Below are 19786 nucleotides of genomic sequence, written 5' to 3' on the forward strand. Positions count from 1 at the left end.
ACATCTGGATTTAAATGAAGTAAGGGTAGGGTTTATATTTAAATGCTTTCACAATAAGGATTATTACTACAAATGAGATTTCTTAACACGCTCTTATGTTTGTCATTACTATCATTCTGCTTAAGCACTAGTGCTGAAACAATAAATATCAAACGTGTTCACGGAGAAAAAGAAGAACTAATATTTTCAATTCTAAAGCTCGCTTTGAGTAAAACGGATTCTAGCATTAAATTTCAACAAAGCAGTGAGTTCTATAATGATGCTCGCTTAGTTAGCGAAGTAGAAGCCAACAATGTTGATGTCATGTGGGCAGGTGCATCACCAGATATTGAAAAAGCGTTATCAACGATCAGAATTCCGGTATTAAAGGGACTTTTGGGTCACAGGGTGTTCATCATTCGGAATGTTGATAAGCAAGTGTTCTCTAAAATAAGCAACTTAGATGAGCTTCGAAGGTTTACGGCTGGTCAAGGTGAGTTCTGGGGAGACACTAAGGTGCTTTTAAACGCAAAAATTCCCACTATAACTACTACTAAATATGAAAATTTGTTTTTAATGCTCGAAGGTGAACGTTTTGATTACTTTCCCAGAGCATTACATGAGCCATGGACTGAAGTAAAAAGGCATTCAAATCTAAATTTGACTGTAGATCAAAATATATTAATAATCTATCCTTTTGCAATGTATTTTTATGTGAATAATAGTAACTCAGAACTATACAATAAAATATATAATGGCTTTGAAATGGCAATTAATGATGGAAGTTTTGATGAGCTTTACTTTAATCACCCAATGATTAAAGATGCACTAATTAGGTCAAATGTCAAAAATAGAAAAATTATAAGGTTAGAAAATAAATTAATGTCACCTAAGACACCTTACAATAAAAAGCAGTATTGGCTCGATGTAAGTAAACTATAACATAGATTATCTACAATATCAGTTTTAACATAAACATCATCAGGCACACCATTTAAAGACCTGGAGGTTTAACATGGTTTCTATCAAAAAAAAATCAACTTTTTTATTATCTGCAGTGTCAGTGCTAGTATTATCGGTGGTTCTTTCAGTTAGTTATTTTTTTGCTAACAAGTACCTTGATGACTCACTTGCAAAGCAAATAAGGGATTCAAACCACACTTTATCAGTTGTTCTCAGTGAACCAGTTTTTTCATATGACTCCTCACTTACAAATAATATCATTACCTCATTCATTGAGTTTCCATACATATATTCATTAAAAGCATTTGATCATAGAGGAAAGTTAATCGGAGAAAGCCCAGAAAATCTAGGGAAAATTGATTTAAAATACTTAGTGAAACATAAATTAGATATATCTTGGGAAGATGGCAGAAAGGTGGGTTATTTAGAAGTAAACTATAGACTAGATGCAAATGACAGTTTACTTTCTATGTTAAAGTATATGTTGGTTTTAGTTGGACTTACTTTGCTTGTATCCTTACAGATAGTTAACTCAGCTATTCTAAAAAAATTAGTTATTACTCCAATCCAAATTGTAGCTGATGCTATGTCAGAAATAGCTCAGGGAGGAGGAAACTTGACCAGTCGGTTAGCCATAGATAGCAATGATGAAGTGGGAAGGTTAGCTCGTGGCTTCAACAATTTTGCATCAAACTTGCAACACCTAGTAAGCGAAATAAATGAATCTACTGAAGAGCTCATTGGTTACGCTGAGCAAACGAAGTTAAGAGCCGATGGCAATACGATCTCAACACATAAACAACTAAATGATATAGATGAAGTTACCTCAGCGTTGAACGAGATGACATCTAATACCTACGAAATATCGAACCACGCAACACGAACAGTAGACAAAACTAAAAATTGTAGTGATTTAGCAAATAATGGCAACATTAATATTAGAAATGCAATAAGTAACATCAATGATCTAGAAAAAGTTATATATATCACTTCTGAAACTATTTCAGAGCTTAAAAGCAAAAGCAGTTACATCAATAATATAATGGAAGTTATCGTAGAAATAGCAGATCAAACAAATTTGCTCGCATTAAACGCTGCCATAGAGGCTGCAAGAGCAGGAGAGCATGGTCGAGGGTTTGCAGTTGTTGCAGATGAAGTTAGGGCATTAGCGATAAGGACTCAAGATTCAACTAAAGAGATTGAGCAGATAGTTAAAGAACTACAGTTGAAATCTGAAGAAGCTAGTATACAAATGGACGAAACACATATCGCATTGGAAAATACCGTGAAAGAGTCAAGAAATGCAACATTGTCATTAGACGGTATAATGAATGATATTACAAAAATTCACAAAATGAATGAACGAGTGGCCATTGCTATGGAGGAGCAAAACTCTGTAGTCACTGCGTTAAGTAATAGAATGGAAATCATTAATAGTATTGCAACCTCAGTTAATAAAGATACGTCATTTGTTGGTGAGCTTAGCTTGCAAGTTGACAATGCCAGCTCGCGTATTAAGTTTGGTTTGTCAAAGTTTAACTTTTAAGTGTACTAATTCAGAGAGAGTGCTCTAAATTCTGTTTAATTGTCTAGACTTAAGCCTTAAAGGCTAGGGATAGGTAATATGGATATGAAAGCTCTAGAAGCATTTGCTCGTAAAGCCGCTAAGTCAATTAAGACACTGTAACCTTCCCTGTTTTAGTGGCACGGCACGTTAGAGTTTTTCCTGCTTTCGTGTCTTGCTAAATACTCCCATGGCGTCAGATCATTCAGTGAGTCATGGGGGCGTTCTTCGTTGTATTCTCTCATCCAGTTTTCTGTCAGCTCCCGAACTTCACTGAGTGTTTTGAACAGATACATATCCAGTATTTCTGTTCGATAAGTTCGGTTAAAACGCTCAACATAGGAGTATTCAGTGGGCTTTCCTGGTCGTATAAACTCAAGCTCTACATTGTGTTCAGCTGCCCAATCAACAAACGTATGGCTAATCAGTTCCGGTCCATTATCACAACGAATCGCAATAGGTTTACCACGTTGTTCGATCAACTGCTCAAGTATTCGAGTAACACGCTCAGCTGGCAATGAAAAAGCAGGCTCAACTGTAAGCCCCTCTCGCTTATAATCGTCAATGACGTTAAATAAGCGGTATTTTCGACCGTTTGATAGCTGATCGTGCATGAAATCAACAGACCATACTTGGTTAGGTTTGAGTGGTTCTTTCAGTGGCTCTGGGGTATTCCGGTTTAACCGACGCTTAGGTTTAATGCGTAAGTTCAGCGCAAGCTCACAATAAATGCGATAAACACGTTTATGATTCCATCGATAACCTTTCACATTGCGTAAGTGATAAAAGCACAAGCCAAACCCCCAGTCGGCACAGTCTTCGCTATTGCACAACTCGATCAATAGCTCTGCAATTTTGGCGTTCTCTGGTTGCAACTTTGACTGATAGCGATAACACGTCTCGCTGACCTGAAACCAACTGCAAGCTTGTCGAATGCTGATATGTTGATTCGCCACCGAATGCTGAGCCATCAAACGACGCTCACAGGGCTTTACCACTTTTTTGCCATGGCTTCAGAAATGACTTCTGCTTTTAGGCGTTATTCAGCATACATTTTCTTCAGCCGTCGATTCTCATCTTCTAGCTCTTTCATGCGAGCCATGAGTGAGGCATCCATACCACCGTATTTAGAACGCCACTTATAGAAAGTGGCATTGTTCATGCCATGCTCCCGACAGAGCTCTTGAACGGGTGTCCCAGCTTCAGCTTGTTTCAATATCGATAAGATCTGACTGTCCGTGTAACGTGATTTTTTCATGTTGAATCTCCTGTATTAACTATACGAGAAAATTCTACTTCTGCATGCTGTTAGTTTTCGGGGGGATTACCGAAAGAACGTCTATGTATCAAATATCATAGTAGACAATTACACAGAAATTATGACAGTCTTCAATATGAAGCTAGAAGTATGTTTTTAACCTATTTGAAAGCTGAATAATTGAGTACTCTTATCTAATAGATATGAAACTAATTGTGTTCAGTTGGAATTTTAATCAATTACAACACAATTTCTACCTTTATTTTTAGCAGCATATAAAGCTGTATCTGCTCTTTTTAATAGTTGATTATTTGTCTCTCCAACCTGACTTGTCGCAACACCAATACTTGCTGTTAATGAATAACTTTCACTAACATCCAAATTTTCGATAATAGCCCTAAATTTTTCAGCTAGGTAACCTGCGCCCGGCGAGTCGGTGTTAGGACAAATAATAAGAAACTCTTCGCCCCCCCAGCGTCCAACTACATCTACTTCTCTCACCATTTTTTGTAATGCTTTAGCAACTGTGATTAGTGTATGGTCGCCGGCTAAGTGACCCCATGTGTCATTAATATATTTGAAATGGTCTAGATCGATTAGAATTACTGAAAAATCATGAGCGTACCTATTAAATCGGTTTCTTTCATCTACTAACACTTTATCTAACTTGTGCCGATTAAATACGTTAGTTAGAGAGTCGGTTATTGATGTGCGTCTCAGTTCCTTTTCTAACTGTACTCTTTTAGTTATGTCTTCTCTAACTGCTTGAATAGCAGCTTTAGAATCCCAGTCTATTCTATTGTAGTAGACATTGAAATAACGTTCTTTGCCATCAAAGCATATGTTTTTTACCACCCTACTTGCTTTCAAAACGTTACCTTTTATTATGTCTACGTATAATTTTTGCATATCTTCATGCTCATTTTCGTGAATAAAATCCATCATGTTTACATTGTTAAGTACGTAATCTATAGATGGCGCATGCATTAAATCTACCCATGATTGGTTAACCATTACAGGTTTAAAATTTCTATAAATAGCGATACCTTGCCCTGAAGTTGTAAACAGGCTTTCATATTTTCGATTGTTTTCTTCTAATTGTTCATGCGCTTTTTCAACGATAGATAAATCCAAAACAGTTACTTGAATCGCTGGCTCACCTTCCCACTCTATCAAATGATCTATTGCAAAAACTGTAAAGGGAAGGCCATTTCGATCAATATTCTTATATGTTCTGCCACGAGGAGGCTGTATGCCGTTTGTTAACAAGTAAAAATTATCTTTAGCAGACTGATGGTACTGAGGAGCTATGAGATCCAAAATAGAGTCAATGTTTAACATTAAATCTGTAGCTGAATTATAACCAAATAGTTTTGCATAATTATCATCGACATAAACTGGCTCGAGTCCTTTAAGTACAATTACTCCATAGGTAGAGTCAATATTAAATGTAGGCATATAGATTTCTCGTGAAAAATAATGTTGTGAGATGGTTAGGTAGTAAAAATAATTTAGTGTGAAGAAGTGACTAATTAAGCATGGTAATGATCTAATGCTGAACTTGAATTTCTTCATGTTGCTTTTGTTTATTGCTTTTTCTTTTTTGTAATATGCATAAAGGTTTCTTTAATGTAGGTGTAATATTATCGGATGAGGTTCAATAAATAAGGTTTAGCTGCACGGAACAATGCCGATTTTTATAGCTTCTACTATCTTCTCTAGCTCCTGAATACCAAATATAGCAATTATCCGATTTTAACTTGTTCTTGCTGGGGTTTGAATCTGTTATTACATTTTCCTTTAGCGAAAGTGTTCCTACAATATCAGTCCCCAGTGACGCCCTCGTCCTCCCAGTTATTTTGATGATAGCCAGAGAACACAACATCTTCACCTGTACCAATACCATCCATTATTGAAGATATTGTTGTTGCAGATGCTGAAGGAGTACCAAAGATAAAGTAACAATCTTTTCCACATATACTTTTAAAAGGGTTATAATCAGGTTCGTCACCGTAATAACCACCTCCAGTAGCTGGATCGGTTCTATCTTGATTTCTCCCTTCTAGCCCAACAACTACTAGCTTTGCATAAGTAAGAGCTATTTGAGATTCGATTTGGCTTTTAACAGTGAGCAGTAATTTGTTTTTAGCGTTTTCTTGTAAGCTAATAAATCGAGGTGCAATGAGAATGGATACAGTTCCTAAAATAACAATGACAATTACCAGTTCAATAAGCGTAAACCCCCAATTCTTTTTCATAAATCTACCATCCGAATTTGTTTATTAGGTTCTACAAAATTGTGCCACCACAATATTATTTGTGGTCATATAGTTTCATATGTTCAAGGTTGTATCTTTAAAGCCCTTATCGTTAATTGTCACCTTGCTAGAGCAAGTAATATAGCCAAGGTTACCGATTTAAAGTAGCGAGTTAGCCAATGTTTTGGACAGAGGTTTCGCTTAATGCCTATTAGCATATATAGGTTTACAACAATACTCCTATGGCTTTCCTATAGACACCTGATAGTACAGGCACAGGCTGACAGCTCTCAAGTTATTCCGTTGATCATAACGCTAATAAAACAATCTTGAGGAGTTTCCTATGGAAACCATACTTCCCGTTAAAAAATAGCTCAATGCTGACTGTGAACTTCGAACTTTTAGGGTAAGCATAACGAATAAAGTTCTTAGTTCATCAGCAATATCGTTACTTGAACGAGAGTGAGAGAGGTTCCGGTTTTCCAGAAAAACGTGCTCACTCTGTTCATATCGCACAACCTACCTGTTTTCTAGAGCCAAGCTTCCTTCTCTGTAATGGTATGCTGTTTCGAGTCTACTTTTTCGGCATCAATAACTGAAGGTTCCATTTGACCAATATCTACCATCTGCTTGACCAACTTCTGCCTTAATACTTGTGTGACGTATTGGTGGCTTTGAAACCCTATTAAATTGTTTAGCTCCCATGGATCTGCTTTTAAATCATAAAGGAAGTCATCTACAAATTGATTGTTGTCCACTTGTCTCATACTATATTTCCACCGAGAGGTTCTAATACAGCGCCCTACATGCGATTCACTAATTTCAGCGTATGCATACTCTCTAAACTCACGTGATGTCCTGTTTACTAGAGGCAAAATAGATTGGCCACTCATATATTCTGGCACAGGGATATCACATGCGTCTAACAACGTTGGAGCTATGTCGACTAGGCTTATATTATTTGGTAAGCGGCCGCCTCCATTGAATTGAGCGCCTGACCAAACCATAGGTATTTTTAGTGATGCGTCATGACATGATCTTTTATATTCTCCGTTGCGAGTTTTAAAATGACACCCATGATCACTTGTGAACAAGACAATAGTATCCTCTAGGATATTGAGACTTCTCAATACATCTTTAATACGCCCATAAGCTTCGTCTATTCTTTTTACCATGCCGTAGTACCCTGGCAAATGTTGAGCTGATGTTCCTCCTAGCGCCCTCAGATCTGGCGGAGTCCATGCATCAATATATCTTGACTCATAGTCTACTGGGGCAGGGTAATCATCTCTTGTGTTTTGCATATGTGGCTCCAACAAAGATACCATCATGAAAAATGGAGAATCTTTGTTTTCGTCAATATATTTAATAGCACGATCGACTGTTGCATCAACTCTATAGCCAGGTAAGCGTACCTCGTTTCCTTTTTCATCGAATAGTACAGTTTGGTATGCATCTGAGATGAACTCTAGTATGTTTGCTGCGCACCATGTTTGATACCCACCTTGAGGCTCAGAAAACGGCTCTACATTACATGCATTTAAATGCCACTTTCCAAAGTATGCTGTGTTATACCCAGCATCATTGAAATAGTGCGCTAACGTCATTTCTTCGTGAGGCAGTACGTCATCGTTTGTATTGCAATTAATTTCTGAAGAATACTTTCCGGTTTGTAAGCATGCCCTCGCAGGAAGGCAAACCGGCTGAGGAGTAAATGCATTCTCGCAATGAGTTCCATTCATAGCGTCGTAATCAATGTTAGGGGTAAGGTCTAACGGGTTGCCATGCACACCTAGGGTGTCAGCTCTTTGTTGGTCAGTAAAAAAGATCAGCACATTTTTCTTCTTTTGCATTTTTCTCTCCAGTTTAATTTGCTTAGTAGGCAATTATCACATAACAAAACACATGGACAAAGCTATCATATTTCTATTGTTGATTTTAGTCACTTGTATGACTACTTATGACTAAAAAGCAAACTAATTAGACGTAGATCTCAATTGTAGTCCTTATGGCTACCAAAAATGAGTCTTTGGTCATCACTTGGATTTAAGTTGGCTGATACTATTTATATGGAGGTAGATATTAAGTATGGATAATACAACTGCTAAAGAGAGGTAAAAATGAAAGAGCTAATTACAAGAATGACAGCTATCATCTCGCTGTCTTTACTCGCATTTTCAACAATGGCAAGTACAGAACAATGGCCAAAAAAACCGATTACGACGGTAGTTCCGTGGGCGGTAGGTGGTTTGGCAGATCAGGTTAATAGAGCAATGGCTCAGTTTGGTACCGATGAATTTGGACAACCTATTATACCTACAAACAGATTAGGTGCCGGTGGCGTTGTTGCCTTAACTGAATATCTTCGAGAGAAACCAAACACAACTAAAATCATCTATGGGAGTGAAGGAAACTTTTCTATTAGCCCCAAAACCAATAAGGTCGCGTATAAGTGGGAAGATTTTACACCTATTATGAATATCTATACTTCCTCTTTCGTACTTGTCGCAAATCCAGAATCTGGGATCACTAACTTTGAAGATTTAAAGCGTTATGGTGCAAACAACAAAATTCTTTTTGGTGTTAATGGCCTTAACGGTACCGAGTTCCTGATTATTTCTGCGTTACTATCTGAGATGGGAATTAACTATGAAGCCGTAGGGTTCAATGGTGCCAATGAAGCAATGAATGCGACCATTTCAGGAGATGTGATATTGTCTGTAACCCACGGTTCACTTGCAAAGGAGTATGTAAAGGCGAAGGAACTGCAGGCAATTTTAGTCTTTGATGAAAAGCCCCTTAAAACTGATGTTTACGATCTACCTCCTGTTACACAATTTGGGTACGATACTTGGATTGTAAATAGAATGATGATGCTGACCCGTAATGGGACAGACCCTAAGTTGGTTGAAGCGATCAGGTCACATTTTTTAAACATTCTAGAAAATCCAGAATTTAAAAAAGTAGCTGACAATCTTGGAGTGAACATAGATCCGGTAGATGGAGACGCTTTGAGAGAACACGTCGAAACAACGATTGAAAAAGTAGATCGCTTTTGGGAGATAGCCAAATAACACATGCATGAGGTGAGTGCAATGAAAATTACGAACAACATCATAGGTAGTATGATTTTTATCGGCCTATCTATATTTATATTATACGTAATACCAGACCAAATCCTAGCTACAAATAATGAAGGTATTAATGCACAGTCATTTCCACGTTGGGTAACATTTTTGATGCTAGCTAGCAGTTTGCTGCTGCTAGCGACAGAACTAGTAAGGCAAATAAGAAATAAGGATTCACATCAAAAAGTAAACTTAAACTATAAAAAAGAAGCAAAATCCATTTTGTACATTAGCTTTATAATTTTATTCGCACTAGCCATACCAATATTTGGTTTTTTGATTTCATCCGTACTGTTTAGTTGCTTTTCGCTTTTATTTTTTAAGGTCAAAAAAACTAGCTATTATGCTTTCTTGATTACTTGTTGCGTTGTAGTTAGTTATGTGTTTAAGACCTTACTATTGGTGCAGTTACCCTAGGTGCTTCTCATGGATAATTTATTTTTTGATGGCTTTATAGCCTTTTTTACACTATCTAGCTTTGTATATTTAAATATTGGATTATTACTCGGTTTGGTTTTTGGCTCAATACCGGGTTTAACCGTGATGTTGTGTTTGGTTCTCTTCATGCCATTTACATATACTTTAGATGCTATCTCTTCATTCATGTTTCTTTTAGGAATTTACTGTTCAGGTAGTTATGGCGGTTCTATTTCAGCCATCCTTATCAGAACTCCAGGAACGCCTCATGCGGCCGCAACCATGCTAGATGGATATCCTTTAGCAGTATCAGGAAAACCAAATAAAGCGTTACTAACAGCCCTATACTCTTCAGGCTTCGGAGGTATTTTTAGTGCACTAGTCTTGTTATTTGCAGCGCCACTAGTAGCAAAGATAGCCTTGAATTTTGGCCCTCCTGAGTATTTTATTTTATGTATGTTTGGACTTCTCATAATCTCTGGTGTAAGTAGTGGTAATTTAATCAAAGGGGTTATGGCTGGCTGTCTGGGCTTACTATTATCTACAGTGGGAATGGACAGCATAAGTGGAGTATTTAGATTCACTTTTGATGACTTTAACCTTTATGGGGGGCTGAACTTAGTTATTGTTCTTATCGGACTGTTCGCTATATCAGAAACAATTTTAAATGCAAGTAAGCCTACCAAAAAAGGTTCAATTAAGTCAGTAAGCCTAGGTAAACATGACGGGGATACCTTGTCATTTAAAGAGTTTATCTCATCATACGTAACACTACTTAGAAGTTCTGTCATTGGCACTATTATAGGTTGTATACCCGGAACCGGGGCATCCATGGCTTCATTTCTTAGCTATGATACGGCGAGAAGAAACTCGAACAACAAAGAAGATTTTGGTCAAGGTTCCACGGAAGGTATAGCAGCTGCGGAGTCTTCAAATAATGCAGTTACAGGGGCAACCTTGATACCATTACTAACCTTAGGTATTCCAGGCGATGCTGCAGTTGCGATATTGCTAGGTACACTAATGATTAATGGACTAACTCCAGGCCCCAACCTATTTCAAGAGCATGGTGTAGAAGTATATGCTGTAATGATTGGTTTAGTTGTTATCAACATATTCATGATTCTTCAAGGTAGGATTTTGCTACCGTTTTTTGCAAAAATAACAAAAGTGGACTTTTCACTGTTGACCCCTCTAATCGTTATCTTTTGCTTTGCTGGGACTTTTTCCATAAATAATACAATGTATGATATTTATATATCAATCTTCTTTGGTGTTGTTGCATATATCCTAGCGAAGTTTAACTTTTCTCCGATACCTATTTTATTGGGGTTGGTTTTGGGCAACCTTACAGAGATGAATTTACGACGAACAGTTACTATGGCTCAAGGAGACTGGCTTATTTTCTTTAGTAGACCAGCCTCTCTTTCACTAATTCTTATTTTTGCTTCACTATTAGTTTGGTTTGCATACTCTCGCTTAAGGCAGAATAGAGTAGAGAAAATGTCTAAATCTCGTATGACGTAATATCTAAATAGAAATTGAAGGCTCTGACTCCTAGTGAAGGGTAACGAGCCTCTTTCATATAGTGGTAGTAGGTATTATTTCGAACTTGATTTAACTGACACTAACATTGTTATTTTTTTCAAGGAAAAAGTAACAATTTAGCCAAATTTTTTCTTAAATTGGTTGGGACTTAAACCAGCATTTTTCTTAAAAATCCTAGAAAAATATAGTGGATCACTGTATCCAACGAGTTTCGATATGTTTGAAATCGAATCTCCTGTATTTACTAGCATGTTTTTTGCACAAGATATACGTTGCATGTCCCTCCACTTTAATATACTCATGCCTACTTGTTGCTTAAACAGGCTCATTAGTCTTGACTCGGATAGACCCACTTTATTAGAGAGGGTTTCTATCGAATAATCTTCGTTAAGATCTCGTGAAAGTATATCAATTACTAGCAGTACTCTTTCATCATATCTTTTACCATAGATGCTAGGTTGTAATGTATTGCACTGAAGTATTAAGCTTTCTAAGATCGTATATGCTATTTCTGTACTAAAAGGTAGATCGCTTTTTATATTTTTTTCTATCTTGCGAAATTTATTATTAATGGTACTTATATACTGTTGGTTTGATATTCGCGTTTTGTATACTTGTCCGATCATACTGTCCCAAGAATGAAGCCACTCTTCCCAGTGGGAACGTGGTCTGAAGTACACCCAACGCCTCTCCCACGTTTGTGCCAATGGGTTTCGATAGTAGTAGTGTGGAACATTTGGTGGTATCAATAAAATATCATTTTCTTCGACCGTAAAAGTCTGTTCATTGCTAACAAGCAGTCCACTACCTTTTGTAGTTATGTTTAGCGTGAAACCTTTCATACCATTAGGCCTGTCTACCACAAAGTCTGTCTCGTTATTTATCTCGCTGTATGTACGTCCAGACATCAGGTCATTACCAAATATGTAACCAGGTTTTGTTGGGTCAGTTTCCACTTTAACTCCTTCTTTTAGGCAGTTTACAGAGTATACACTTATAGCAGTACTTTCTACATTGTCTAAGAAACTGTAGTGGTTCAACGAAGGGGATCTCTATCAATCGTGTACTTAGTCTATCAATATGTCACTAAGTAAAGAACCAACGATAACCTTTGAACCATTAAATCTTGCAAAAGAGTATAAGCAAGATTCCCCTCAATACTCAAATTACACAAGCTTTTTTTGGGTGGTTTGTGATGGTAAGTAATTGATATATATTACAAGCCATTCTTGGTTGGTTTGGTAACTATATGTTCTCTCCCATAATAAAATCGAGCACACTGCAGTGTATACGTTTACATGCCGACCTACCATTTAGTGCCTCTAAGACTTAATGTTAACATAATTAGTTTTAATGATGATCTTACTTGCAGTTTATTTGTTATGTTTTTATTGGCTTCTCTAGGCCGCATTAAACTATAAATAACAGCCATTTATAGTGTTATTGGTGTCATTATTGGATGTATTTTGCAGTATTATTGTCCATGTAATGTTCGGTATTATAATCTTGGTCACATTATTTGTGATGAGTTGAGTGATATATTTCTATGGTAAACGTTTACACAAACTTCAAGCGAACTTAACGTAAAACTAGGAACCTCTGGATGAAAAAGATAAAACTATTATCAACCCTTATCGCCGGAATTTGCTTTGGCGGTCACGTTGCGGCAGCGACAACTGTAGGTGTAACAGTCTATAAGTATGACGATAACTTTATGTCTGTGGTTAGACAGGCTATAGAAAATGTGGCTGAAGCTGATCCTGAGACAAGAGTGCTAATGAATGACTCTCAGAACAACCAGTCTATTCAGAATGATCAAGTCGACGTAATGCTCGCAAGGGGTGTAAAAGCCTTAGCGATAAACCTAGTCGATCCAGCATCAGCACCAACCATTATTAAGAAAGCAAAGATGGATGATGTTCCAGTAGTGTTCTATAACAAAGAACCTAGCAAAGAGGCTCTAGCAAGTTACGAAAAAGCTTATTTCGTTGGAACTGTTTCTAGGGAGTCTGGAATTATTCAGGGAGAGTTGATTTCCGAGCAATGGAAAGCCAATCCTGCATGGGACTTAAACGGTGATGGGAAACTTCAGTATGTAATGCTTAAAGGAGAACCCGGACACCCAGATGCTGAAGCTCGAACTACATATTCTGTAAAAACTATTAATGAGCAAGGTATTGAAACTGAAGAACTTCACATGGATACAGGCATGTGGGATACGGCTATGGCAAAGGATAAAGTTGACGCTTGGTTATCAGGACCAAATGGTAGCAAAATTGAAGTTGTGATAGCTAACAATGATGGCATGGCCATGGGAGCTGTAGAAGCTCTAAAAGGTGCAGGTGTCAAACTTCCTGTCTACGGCGTTGATGCTTTGGATGAGGCGCTAGCTTTAGTAAAGTCTGGGCAAATGGCTGGTACAGTTCTTAATGATGCACAATCACAAGCTAAAGCAACATTTGAATTAACGCGTAACCTTGCCAATGGTAAGGGGGCTACAGAGGGAACTTCTTGGGAACTTGATAATAAAGTAGTACGTGTTCCTTATGTAGGTGTAGATAAATCGACACTCGAGTAAAGCTGCAATAATAACAAACTATAGTGAGAGGCTCATCTTGCTTTAGAGACCTCTCACTAAAAGAGATTATTTCGCATCATATGTAACCTTAAAACGAAGTGATTTTATGGCTGAGCAAGCACATGAGTTTCTGTTAGAAATGACAGAGATAAGTAAAGAGTTCCCAGGCGTTAAAGCACTAGATAAAGTTAACTTAAGAGTAAGGCCACACTCCATTCATGCATTAATGGGAGAGAATGGGGCTGGCAAGTCGACTTTGTTAAAGTGTCTGTTTGGAATTTATGAAAAGAATGAAGGTGATATCGTATTCCTAGGCAAGGATGTAAGCTTTGGGTCATCTAAAGAAGCGTTAGAGTCTGGTGTTTCGATGGTTCATCAGGAACTTAACCAAGTTCTTCAATGTACCGTGATGGACAATATTTGGCTAGGCCGATATCCCAAAAAAGGGATGTTTGTCGATCATGATAAAATGTTCGTAGATACAAAAGCAATTTTCGAAGAACTAGACATTGATATTGACCCTAGGGTCAAAGTGTCAACCCTCTCAGTATCTCAAATGCAAATGGTTGAAATCGCAAAAGCTTTTTCTTACGAAGCCAAAATAGTAATTATGGATGAACCAACTTCTTCTTTAACTGAAAAAGAAGTTAATCACTTATTTACTATCATCAACAAACTGAAAGATCGAGGTTGTGGTGTAGTATACATATCTCACAAAATGGAAGAAATTTTTGCGATTTGCGATGAGATTACCATTCTACGTGATGGTGTATGGGTAGATACTAGGCCATTAGAGGGCCTAGAGATGGATGATATAATTGCCATGATGGTTGGTCGGGAGCTAACACAACGCTTTCCGGAAAAAACTAATGCTCCAAAAGAGAAAATTCTAGAAGTTAAAAACTTAACCGCTCTAAACCAACCTTCTATTCAAGATATATCTTTCGAACTCAGGGAAGGGGAAATCCTTGGTATAGCAGGATTAGTAGGCTCACGGCGCACAGATATTGTGGAAACGATTTTCGGTATACGTGAAAAAAGCGAAGGGGAACTCTTACTTCATGGGAGAACCATGAAAAATAGAGACGCTCATGAAGCTATAGGCAATGGTTTTGCACTGGTTACTGAAGAAAGGCGAGCTACCGGCATATATAGTGATTTAGATATTACGTTTAACTCACTAGTAGCCAATGTTGAGGAGTATAAAACTAAATCAGGCTTACTCAGTAGTAAGAAAATGAAAGGGGATACTCAGTGGGTTATTGATTCCATGCGAGTCAAAACACCTTCTCACGAAACTTCAATTGGTTCGCTATCAGGTGGAAATCAGCAAAAAGTTATTATTGGTAGATGGCTGTTAACACAGCCAGAAATACTAATGTTAGATGAGCCAACTCGAGGAATAGATGTTGGTGCTAAATTTGAAATTTATCAACTGATCTTAGATCTGGCAAACAAGAATAAAGGTATAATTATTATCTCTTCTGAGATGCCTGAACTTCTTGGTATTACAGATCGTATTCTAGTAATGAGTAATGGTCGCGCAGCGGGCATTGTTGAAACCAAAAATACTTCTCAGAATGAAATATTAGAGTTGGCCTCTCGCTACCTCTAAGGAATTAATTATGGATACGTTAAAGAACTTTGCAATGAAGTACCTGAAAGAAGGTGCAATTTACGCAGTATTGTTGATTCTGCTAGCAGTTATTATTATTCAAGAGCCTTCTTTTTTAAGCTTAAGAAATTTTAGTAATATTCTCACACAATCATCTGTGCGTGTAATTATTGCTCTTGGAGTGGCTGGACTAATAGTTACCCAAGGTACAGACTTATCTGCAGGTAGACAGGTAGGATTAGCGGCAGTTATATCTGCTACTTTATTGCAAGCTATGGATAATGTTAATAAGGTCTTTCCAGACCTTATAGAAATGCCAATAATTGGTGTTGTAATTATCGTTTGTGTAGTTGGTGCGCTCATCGGCTTGATGAATGGTATCATTGTAGCTTACTTAAAGGTAACACCATTTATAGCTACTTTGGGCTCAATGATAATCGTATATGGCATAAATTCTCTTTATTATGACAGTGTAGGTGCTTCACCAATCGCAGGTTTTGATGAGGGTTTTTCAGAGTTTACGCAAGGGTTCATTCGACTAGGCGATTTTAGGTTCTCATATATTACTTTTTACGCGATAGTGGCCATTGGCTTTATGTGGGTTCTCTGGAATAAAACAGTGTTTGGTAAAAACATTTTTGCTGTAGGTGGCAACCCAGAGGCAGCAAAGGTATCAGGCGTTAACGTCCCTCTTACTCTATTGAAAGTATATGCATTGTCAGGTGTTTTCTACGCTTTTGGTGGTATGTTAGAAGCAGGCCGTATAGGTAGTGCGACCAACAACCTAGGTTTCCTATATGAACTGGATGCAATCGCCGCTTGTGTAGTTGGTGGTGTTTCTTTTGCTGGCGGTGTAGGAAGTATTGCTGGTGTTGTGACTGGTGTTTTAATATTTACAGTTATAAACTATGGAATGACATATATAGGCGTAAGCCCTTACTGGCAATATATTATTAAGGGTTCAATAATTGTATTTGCAGTTGCGATCGACTCTATGAAGCATGCCAACAAAAAATAAATAGGGAGATGGGGAGATATTATAGTAGGTAAGTTTTATAATGGCCTATTATTTGGCACCACGTTTGCAAGTTGCGGGGGCAGCTTGCTTTTTTTCATATTTAGTTATCCTCGAGTTGGTGAGTAGTGTTGTATTAAAGTTGCTTAAATAGGACTTTATACAATCAACAGCCTATAATGTTACTAATATGAGCAGGGAATCTACTTACTAAGATTTAATGTATGAATACTTCGTCTAACACCACATCCACTAATTGCCATGTAATGGCGAAACCTTCTGGCTCGATTTGTAATTTAGATTGTGAGTATTGTTTTTACCTTGAAAAAGAGAAGTTATATCCGGAACGTAATGAAAACTGGAGGATGAGTGATGAAACTATGGAAATGTTCATCCGTCAGCAGATAGAGGCACAAAGTGGGCATGATGTAGATATTGCATGGCAGGGAGGTGAACCAACTCTTATGGGGGTAGAGTTTTTCGAAAAAGCCGCTGTACTTGCTAAAAAGTACAGTAATGGTAAGCGGATTCACCATGCATTTCAAACTAACGGCATACTTATTAACGATGAATGGTGTGAATTGTTTAAGCGCCATGATTTTCTCATAGGTATTTCTATTGACGGGCCCGAGGAATTACATGACAAATATCGCGTTACACGCTCCGGTAAAGTAAGTCACCATAAAGTTATGCGTGGGATAGGGTACCTTAAAAAACATGGTGTTCCCTTCAATACACTTACGGTGGTCAACAACTTTAATGCCTTTAAGCCGATAGAGGTTTACCGTTTTCTTAAATCTATAGGCTCTTCTTACATGCAGTTTATTCCTTTAGTGGAGCAGCAAGCAGTAGATATCAATGATGGAGAGCTTACCCTTGTTCCTCCAGAATTTGACAAAGACTCAAAAGTAACTAAGTGGTCTGTGCCCTCTTGGCAGTATGGTGAATTTCTGAACCAGATTTTCGATGAATGGGTAAGGAAGGATGTAGGTAAGGTTTTTGTTCAAACATTCGATAGCACGTTGTCAAGTTGGTGTAATCAACCGGCTGGTATTTGTATTTTTTCTCCAACGTGTGGAAATGCTTTCGCGTTAGAGGCGAACGGTGACCTTTATTGCTGCGATCATTTTGTTTATCCCGAATTCAAATTAGGGAATATTCACCAACAGAGTGTGAATGAAATGAACAACAGTGACAAGGCTGTGAAATTTGGGAAGGACAAGAAGGAACGTTTGACTGCCGACTGCCAGAAATGTAAGTTTCGATTTGCGTGCCATGGAGGGTGTCCGAAACATAGATTCATTGTTTCCGATAAAGGTTTCCCATTCCAAAATTATCTTTGTAAAGGCTATCTGCATTATTTCGAGCATACTGCCCCCTATATGGCTGCGATGAGAGACTTAGTTAAGTCTGGTCATCATGTATCAGAAGTAATACGGATGGTTAAAGCAAGTGACAACAAACAGATTATTGCTAAGGTGGGAAGGAACGTTTTTTGCCCATGTGGGAGTGGAAAGAAATATAAACAGTGTTGTGGAAAGAACAAGTGAAATCTATTCAATTTTTAACAAGATCAGCACGATAATTTTTCAATAACCGAAGATCAACTGGCTTTACTCCTCTGATATTTGGGTTAAGTAAATTTTTGTATTTCAACTGTTTACAGAGTCTGATTACTGTTTGGGTTTCTGTTCCTGAATACTCTGCTATCTCTCGACTTGTCCAAGGATAATCTTCAAACCTACCAAACAGTTCAACTATCGAATCAAGTACCCGGATTTTAGCATCAAATGCTGCAATATTAGATAAGCGATTCTCTGCTTCTCCTAACTCACGGCAAACTGAAGTAACAAGTAGTTGTACTAAATCTGGTGCATGTTGATAGATGGCATTTAGCCCTGAAGCATGGATATGTTGAAAAGTACTTGGTTGAAGGCTTCTAGTCGTTAAGTGGTAATGCTCATTGCTGAACAAAGAGCGATATCCAAAATATTCCCCAGCACCATAGACACGGATAAGGTGCTCTTTACCTTTTTCCGTGACCTTATACAAACCAACCATCCCAAGCTCAAGAAAATAGAAACCAGACGCTCGATCATTTGCTTGATAGATAACCTGATTTTTTTCTACTGTTTCTTTGCGAATATAAATGTTGTCACCTAATAACTTTGAAAATTCAGAGTTCATATATCTTTACCGAAAAATTAATAAATATGATTACTTATGTCGACAGACATAAATCTATTTCTAATTATTGAATAGACTATCTATAAAACGCAACAACCTATACTTGTTATTTTTTATGGCTAATATTATAAAGTTTTTTAATGATAAATTAAAGGTTACTTACTGGAGATGGTGGTTAGTATCTTATGGATATATTATTGACATTATTTAGTTTTGATTGTCTTATTAAAGTTATACTGGGCTTTTTTATAGGTTTATGCCTTGGCTTGACTGGTGTGGGCGGTGGAGTGCTAATCATCCCAATACTTCAAGTTGTTTTTGGTATGCCGGTAGTGATGGCAGTTGGAACGGCTAGCATCATTTCTTCTATAGTCAAAGCAAATGCAGGGTTGTCTCATATAATTGCTGGGAATGTAGAGTGGAGAGCACTTAGATGGATGTTATTAGGTGCTGTACCTGCGACATTCATTACTACTGAAGTGATTATAGAGCTGTATAAAAACCCGGTAACTGAACAATTTGTTAGCCAGACAATCGAATTAGCAATTATAACTATCATGCTGCTTTCTTTATACTCTATCTATAGAAAATACAAAGTTGCGATTGGAATCTCTTCTGTCCGACCACATTCGAATAAGATGGCTTTATCTGCAGGTATTACCTGCGGTACTGTTTTAGGATCAACAGGAATTGGAGGAGGTGTGATGTTACTGCCTGCTTTTAACACACTTCTTGGAGTAAGCATTAAGAAGTCGGTAGGTTCTTCTTTAGTTATGGCATTAGTTCTTTCCAGCCTAACCGCTTTAATTTATAGCAGAAGTGGGCAAAGTGATATAACTACAGCTTTCTTGATGTCATTAGGCGCATTTATAGGCGTTCCTGTAGCAATGCGAGTAATAAAGAAACTAGATGATAAAAATATATATGCGATTACGGTGTTCATAATATCTATCTCTCTTCTTATGATAGTAACAAAATAACTTTTTGATGTGCTCAACGTGGATGTATTTAGCTCTATGAGAATGCAACTATTCTACTTTTAGGTAGTGGCAGCCTATGGATGTATTGCGCTGACTAATGAAAAATAGGAACCACACAACTAGCTATTTATATAAACACTAATTTTATTGAGATTAAGAATTGTACCTCCTTATCAAAAGATTAGCTTAGTTATGCACTAGTACTTTACAGAGCTTTTTTACTTCTTTATGAGCACAAAGAATAAAGTGTTTTTTCTAATTAACTTATGTTTAATTCATGGAGGTTCCGGAAGAAA

General features: G+C 37.4%; 15 protein-coding genes and 1 pseudogene. 10 read left to right on the forward strand and 6 right to left on the reverse strand.

Annotated features, from left to right (window positions below; all coding sequences use genetic code 11):
* Positions 1-72: 72 nt before the first annotated feature.
* On the forward strand, positions 73-921 hold the full coding sequence (locus PK654_RS03990; RefSeq protein WP_271697802.1) for a diguanylate cyclase: 849 nt from the start codon (positions 73-75) through the stop codon (positions 919-921).
* A 73-nt stretch (positions 922-994) separates the two neighbouring features.
* Positions 995-2488, forward strand: coding sequence for a methyl-accepting chemotaxis protein (locus PK654_RS03995; RefSeq protein WP_271697803.1), 1494 nt, complete (start codon positions 995-997; stop codon positions 2486-2488).
* Positions 2489-2640: 152 nt separating this feature from the next.
* Here the strand turns inward: PK654_RS03995 and PK654_RS04000 are convergent.
* The 4 genes and pseudogenes from PK654_RS04000 to PK654_RS04015 all read right to left on the reverse strand — a co-directional run bounded on the left by PK654_RS04000 (position 2641) and on the right by PK654_RS04015 (position 7875).
* Positions 2641-3764: pseudogene (locus PK654_RS04000) on the reverse strand (IS3 family transposase).
* A gap of 231 nt (positions 3765-3995) precedes the next feature.
* Positions 3996-5222, reverse strand: coding sequence for a sensor domain-containing diguanylate cyclase (locus PK654_RS04005; protein WP_271697804.1), 1227 nt, complete (start codon positions 5220-5222; stop codon positions 3996-3998).
* Positions 5223-5587: 365 nt separating this feature from the next.
* Positions 5588-6022, reverse strand: a complete 435-nt coding sequence (locus PK654_RS04010) for a type II secretion system protein (RefSeq protein ID WP_271697805.1) — start codon at positions 6020-6022, stop codon at positions 5588-5590.
* Between the two features lie 530 nt (positions 6023-6552).
* The gene (locus tag PK654_RS04015; protein ID WP_271697806.1) at positions 6553-7875 is read right to left on the reverse strand and encodes a sulfatase-like hydrolase/transferase; all 1323 of its coding nucleotides are present in this window, start codon (positions 7873-7875) and stop codon (positions 6553-6555) included.
* A 267-nt stretch (positions 7876-8142) separates the two neighbouring features.
* Here PK654_RS04015 and PK654_RS04020 point away from each other — a divergent pair, with 267 nt between their 5' ends.
* From PK654_RS04020 to PK654_RS04030, 3 genes are read left to right on the forward strand one after another with little or no spacing between them, the layout of a single operon-like run.
* Positions 8143-9096, forward strand: a complete 954-nt coding sequence (locus PK654_RS04020) for a tripartite tricarboxylate transporter substrate binding protein (RefSeq protein WP_271697807.1) — start codon at positions 8143-8145, stop codon at positions 9094-9096.
* 21 nt (positions 9097-9117) lie between these two features.
* The gene (locus PK654_RS04025) at positions 9118-9567 is read left to right on the forward strand and encodes a tripartite tricarboxylate transporter TctB family protein (protein ID WP_271697808.1); all 450 of its coding nucleotides are present in this window, start codon (positions 9118-9120) and stop codon (positions 9565-9567) included.
* A gap of 9 nt (positions 9568-9576) precedes the next feature.
* Complete coding sequence (locus PK654_RS04030; protein WP_271697809.1) at positions 9577-11094, forward strand: tripartite tricarboxylate transporter permease; 1518 nt, start codon at positions 9577-9579, stop codon at positions 11092-11094.
* 137 nt (positions 11095-11231) lie between these two features.
* Here the strand turns inward: PK654_RS04030 and araC are convergent, their stop codons facing one another.
* A complete protein-coding gene (araC, locus tag PK654_RS04035) occupies positions 11232-12071 on the reverse strand; it encodes an arabinose operon transcriptional regulator AraC (RefSeq protein ID WP_271697810.1) in 840 nt (279 codons plus the stop codon).
* Between the two features lie 647 nt (positions 12072-12718).
* On the opposite strand from araC, the gene mglB reads away from it, so the two are divergent.
* From mglB to PK654_RS04055, 4 genes are all read left to right on the forward strand, one after another.
* Complete coding sequence (gene mglB / locus PK654_RS04040; protein ID WP_271697811.1) at positions 12719-13693, forward strand: galactose/glucose ABC transporter substrate-binding protein MglB; 975 nt, start codon at positions 12719-12721, stop codon at positions 13691-13693.
* A 106-nt stretch (positions 13694-13799) separates the two neighbouring features.
* Positions 13800-15308: a galactose/methyl galactoside ABC transporter ATP-binding protein MglA gene (mglA, locus tag PK654_RS04045; RefSeq protein ID WP_271697812.1), complete on the forward strand. Its 1509-nt coding sequence runs from the start codon at positions 13800-13802 to the stop codon at positions 15306-15308.
* A gap of 10 nt (positions 15309-15318) precedes the next feature.
* Entirely contained in the window at positions 15319-16326 is a 1008-nt protein-coding gene (mglC, locus tag PK654_RS04050) for a galactose/methyl galactoside ABC transporter permease MglC (protein WP_271697813.1), read from the forward strand.
* Positions 16327-16547: 221 nt separating this feature from the next.
* Entirely contained in the window at positions 16548-17873 is a 1326-nt protein-coding gene (locus tag PK654_RS04055; protein ID WP_271697814.1) for an anaerobic sulfatase maturase, read from the forward strand.
* A 7-nt stretch (positions 17874-17880) separates the two neighbouring features.
* Here the strand turns inward: PK654_RS04055 and PK654_RS04060 are convergent, their stop codons facing one another.
* Complete coding sequence (locus tag PK654_RS04060; RefSeq protein WP_271697815.1) at positions 17881-18510, reverse strand: Crp/Fnr family transcriptional regulator; 630 nt, start codon at positions 18508-18510, stop codon at positions 17881-17883.
* Positions 18511-18695: 185 nt separating this feature from the next.
* Between PK654_RS04060 and PK654_RS04065 the strand changes: the two genes are divergently transcribed.
* Positions 18696-19490: a sulfite exporter TauE/SafE family protein gene (locus PK654_RS04065; RefSeq protein WP_271697816.1), complete on the forward strand. Its 795-nt coding sequence runs from the start codon at positions 18696-18698 to the stop codon at positions 19488-19490.
* The last annotated feature ends 296 nt before the right edge of the window (positions 19491-19786 follow it).

The sequence above is a fragment of the Vibrio sp. SCSIO 43137 genome, assembly GCF_028201475.1.
In the GTDB taxonomy this organism is placed as follows: Bacteria; Pseudomonadota; Gammaproteobacteria; order Enterobacterales; family Vibrionaceae; genus Vibrio.